Source organism: Novosphingobium sp., assembly GCF_019748365.1.
Classification (GTDB): domain Bacteria; phylum Pseudomonadota; class Alphaproteobacteria; order Sphingomonadales; family Sphingomonadaceae; genus Novosphingobium.
The window spans coordinates 1-4,071 of the sequence record NZ_JAIEPN010000038.1 but is presented as its reverse complement, the minus strand read 5'-3'; the positions used below and the strand labels follow the sequence as shown (position 1 = coordinate 4,071).

At 58.7% G+C, this 4,071-nt stretch carries 5 protein-coding genes and 1 pseudogene; 3 read left to right on the top strand and 3 right to left on the bottom strand.

Annotation, left to right across the window (positions count from 1 at the left end; translation table 11 throughout):
* Window positions 1-77: 77 nt before the first annotated feature.
* From K5Q19_RS05725 to K5Q19_RS05715, 3 genes and pseudogenes are all read right to left on the bottom strand, one after another.
* A pseudogene (locus K5Q19_RS05725) lies at window positions 78-848 on the bottom strand (IS256 family transposase); the annotation flags it as partial.
* A 361-nt stretch (window positions 849-1,209) separates the two neighbouring features.
* On the bottom strand, window positions 1,210-1,710 hold the full coding sequence (locus K5Q19_RS05720; protein ID WP_066213585.1) for a S1 RNA-binding domain-containing protein: 501 nt from the start codon (window positions 1,708-1,710) through the stop codon (window positions 1,210-1,212).
* 57 nt (window positions 1,711-1,767) lie between these two features.
* Window positions 1,768-2,196 carry an Rrf2 family transcriptional regulator gene (locus K5Q19_RS05715; protein WP_066213583.1) on the bottom strand — a complete coding sequence of 143 codons (429 nt, stop codon included), beginning with the start codon at window positions 2,194-2,196 and terminating at the stop codon, window positions 1,768-1,770.
* A gap of 86 nt (window positions 2,197-2,282) precedes the next feature.
* On the opposite strand from K5Q19_RS05715, the gene K5Q19_RS05710 reads away from it, so the two are divergent.
* The 3 genes from K5Q19_RS05710 to hmpA all read left to right on the top strand — a co-directional run.
* Window positions 2,283-2,693, top strand: coding sequence for a group III truncated hemoglobin (locus K5Q19_RS05710; RefSeq protein WP_066213581.1), 411 nt, complete (start codon window positions 2,283-2,285; stop codon window positions 2,691-2,693).
* A 2-nt stretch (window positions 2,694-2,695) separates the two neighbouring features.
* On the top strand, window positions 2,696-2,968 hold the full coding sequence (locus K5Q19_RS05705; protein WP_066213579.1) for a DUF1971 domain-containing protein: 273 nt from the start codon (window positions 2,696-2,698) through the stop codon (window positions 2,966-2,968).
* Window positions 2,969-3,010: 42 nt separating this feature from the next.
* The coding region (gene hmpA, locus K5Q19_RS05700) for an NO-inducible flavohemoprotein (RefSeq protein ID WP_292942091.1) at window positions 3,011-4,071 on the top strand (1,061 nt) is incomplete at its 3' end.

The following is a 4,071-nucleotide window of genomic DNA, read 5'->3' as shown; positions in this document are numbered from 1 at the left end:
TAATATCAACCCCAGGACGAGGCCCGCACTCCGCTAATTTACGCCGCGAGTTGTGCCAAATGTTCTGACGACGGACAGGACAGGGCGTTCCTCATGAAGTGGACGCGGCAACGCTGCCAGGTGGCGCCCATGACGCGAGTGATCGCACCCTTGAGGCCCTCGTGGGCATCGGAGATGACCAGCTTCACGCCGGTCAGGCCGCGCCGGACGAGGTCTTTCAGGAAGTCGGACCAGAAGACCTCGGCCTCGGAGGGGCCGATATGCAGGCCGACGATCTCACGGCGGCCCTCGGTGTTAACGGCCATAGCGATTATGGCCGCAACGCTGATGATCCGCCCGCCTTCGCGCACCTTGAGATAGGTGGCATCGAGCCAGAGGTAGGGCCACTCGCCGGTGAGCGGGCGCTTCAGGAAGGCATGGACGCGCTCGTCGATGTCCTTGCACAGCTTGGAGACCGTGGACTTGGAGATGCCGGTCATGCCCATGGCCTGCACCAGTTAGTCGACCCGCCGCGTGCTGACCCCGCCGATCCAAGCTTCCTGGATCACCGCCACCAGCGCCTTCTCCACCATTTTGCGTGGCTCCAGGAAGCCGGGGAAGTAGGAGCCGGTTCGCAGCTTGGGGATCTTGAGGTTGAGAGTGCCGACCCGAGTGTCCAGCGAGCGGTCGCGATAGCCGTTGCGCCAGGTGGCGCGCTCCCCGCTGCGCTCGTGCCAGCCCGCGCCGATCAGCCCGTCAACATCGGCCTCCATGATCAGTTGCAGCACGCTCTTGGCGATGGTGCGTAAAAAATCCGGTTGGCCGCCCTTCGCAGCCAGCTCTTCGATCAGTAATCTGTCCTCGGTCATCGGGAACTCCTCTTCGTCACGGTTGAAGTGTGCAAACTCCACCATAACGATGAGCCCGGTGGCCAACAGCGACGCCGTATTCCGGGGTGGGGCATGCCCCACCCCGGAATACACCATCACCTACACCGGAAATTACACCACGAGCGCGGACGCTAACGCGGAAAGCCAGCCAAAATCGCCAGCACCGCCGTTATGCGAAAGCTTGTCGTCACCGCAAACGCTCTCCTCAAGGCAGACCGCTGCTGGCAGAAATCTAACGCTTGATCATCACGGATACTCTAGCTTGCAGCGAGGGTGAGCTGGTGAGCATGGCCACAATAGTAAGAGATGTGCCCGGCTCGAACATGCCCAGCACATGGGTTCAGCCATCACTGCAAAGGGCAAGCCTGATGCGGCGCTTATCGGTGTCAACCTGCAGCACGACGACGGCGACTTCCTGGAAATTCGAAACGATCTCACTGAGATCGGCGAAGTGTTTGCTCCAGTTCATATCAGCAACATGCGCGAGCCCTTCAATGCCGGATTCAAGCTCGACGAAAGCACCGTATTTGGTCACGCCTGTTACTACGCCGCGAACCTTGCCGCCAATTGGGTACCTGCTGCTTGCACGCTCCCATGGATCGCATTCCAGTTGCTTCATACCGAGCCAGAGGCGGTGAAACTCATTGTCAATTTGAAGAATCTGGACGCGGACCACGTCGCCGACTTTGACAGCCTCGCCGGGATGCTTGAGCCTCTTGTAGCTCATATTGGTGATATGTAGCAGGCCATCGAGGCCGCCAAGATCGATGAATGCGCCGTATCGCTTGATGCGTTTCACTACGCCATCGACAATCTGACCTTCGCGCAGGTCATTGATCATATTCGATGGTTGCTTATCGCTCACTGGGTCAAGACCGACGTGCCGGCAAGCCGCCCATCACGATTTGGCTGTCTGATGCAGGAACCGGGAAAAATCAGGTTGACGCGCCAGGACATCGGCTAGCGTATAGCCATTGAGAACCTCGAGAAAGGCAGCTAGCGCCTCGTCCAGCATGCTGGTCAAACCGCAGGCTGAAGCGATGAGGCATGACGAGCACTCCACCAGCTCGAAGTCCTGCTCTGTGTGGCGGATCAAGGCCCCGACATTGATCTGTCCTGGTGGCCTGGCCAGTCGGATACCCCCATGGCGTCCCCGGACACTATCCAGGTACCCTGCACTCACCAGATCGCTGACCACCTTCATGAGATGGTTCTGGGAGATGACGTAGGCGCCAGAGATCTCGGCGATTGAGCACAGATTTTCCGGTTGCCGTCCCAGATAGAGAAGAACCCTCATGGCGTAGTCCGTGTAGCGCGTCAGGTGCATCTGGTTACCTTAATGATGTATCTATATTGCATGATTTCTACAGGCCGTATAGATGCATCGTTAGAGCATGTTTTGGAGTCGCCTCGATGGAACGACTGGATCTGTCCGAAAACGGGTTGGCTACCCTCGTTGAAGCCTTCTACGCGAGGGTCCGGGCTGATGCCGAGCTGGGCCCGATTTTTGACGATGCCATCGATGATTGGCCCGAACATCTCGAAAAATTGGCCGCGTTTTGGTCGTCAATCATGCTGACAAGCGGGCGCTACAAAGGGCAGCCCGTGCCTGCCCATATGAAGCATCGCGACCGGATTACCACGGCACTGTTCAGCCGTTGGCTAAACCTCTGGAAAAGCACCACCGATGATCTGATGTTCCCCGATGCAGCCAAGGCTCTTCAGGCGAAGGCTGAGCGGATTGCTGAAAGCCTGCAACTTGCCATGTTCTTTCGGCTCGGCAGGGCGCAAGATACCGTCCAGCCAAAGCCCAAGGCAGCCTGATCATGGCAGAGATCAAGCCTTATCGCTCGACCCCGATCTTCGATCAGGACACCCTCCCTGCGGCGCTTCGACGTCGCCACGACACGAAGGAAGGCGTGTGGGGAGTGATCCGGGTGCTTGAGGGCGAACTCAGGCTCATCATTCTCGACCCACCTTCGGAAGGCATTCTGACACCGGACAAGCCGGGATTGGTGCTGCCAAAGCAGCCTCATTTCGTCACCGCGACAGGGACCATGAAAATGCAGGTCGATTTCTATGACCAGCCGCCCTTCTGACCTGTTTTCCCACCTCACAGATCAACCAACCGGAGTTTATGTATGACCCAGCCGCTCAGTGAGCAGACGATCGCTCTAGTCAAGGCGACCGTTCCGGCGCTCGAAGCCCACGGCCTCGACATCGTTCATGAAATGTATTCGCGGATGTTCAAGAACCCGGACATCCGGGATCTGTTCAACCAGTCGCATCATGGCGTTTCAGATGCACAGCCGCGCGCGCTGACCGGCGCAATAATGGCCTATGCCAGCAATATCGAGAACCTGTCCGCCCTCGCTCCTGCCGTGGAGCGAATTGCCCAGAAGCATGTCGGTCTGCAAATCCTGCCAGAGCATTACCCCCATGTTGGCGAAGCGCTTCTGGGAGCGATCAAAGCCGTTCTGGGCGATGCGGCAACAGACGAAATCCTCGAAGCCTGGGGCAAAGCCTACTGGTTCCTTGCCAACATCCTGATTGCACGCGAAGATCGCATCTATACCGAACAGCGGGACAGTGGCGGTGGCTGGAATGGCTGGCGGGATTTCCGGATCGAGGAAATCATCGAGGAGAGCAGCGTCATCAAGTCCTTCATCCTGCGTCCTGCTGATGGCAGTCCGGTCATGGAGCACAAGCCCGGGCAGTATCTGACCTTCTGGTTCGAAATCGACGGCCATCCGCCGGTGAAGCGCAACTATTCGATCTCGTCCGCCCCGAATGGGGCAACGTATCGCATATCTGTCAAGCGTGAGCCGATGGGGCTGGCGTCGGGCTGGTTGCATGAAAAGGCCGGCACGGGCGCTGTTCTCAAGGTTGCCGCGCCCGCTGGCGAGTTCTTCCTTGCAGATAATGTGGAGCGGCCCATCGTGCTGCTGTCGGGCGGTGTTGGTCTGACGCCAATGGTTGCCATGCTGGAAGCTCTGGTCGCCCGCGACGTCGATGTCCCGGTGCATTATCTGCACGGCACGCATGACCGGGCCACCCATGCCATGCGCGATCATGTACGCCAACTGGCGAGCAAATCCTCGCTGATCCGGGTCGCGGATTTCCACCAGACGCCGCAGGCAGATGAAGTGGCTGGACGCGATTACGATCATGCCGGGATCATTACCGACGAGTGGCTGATCGC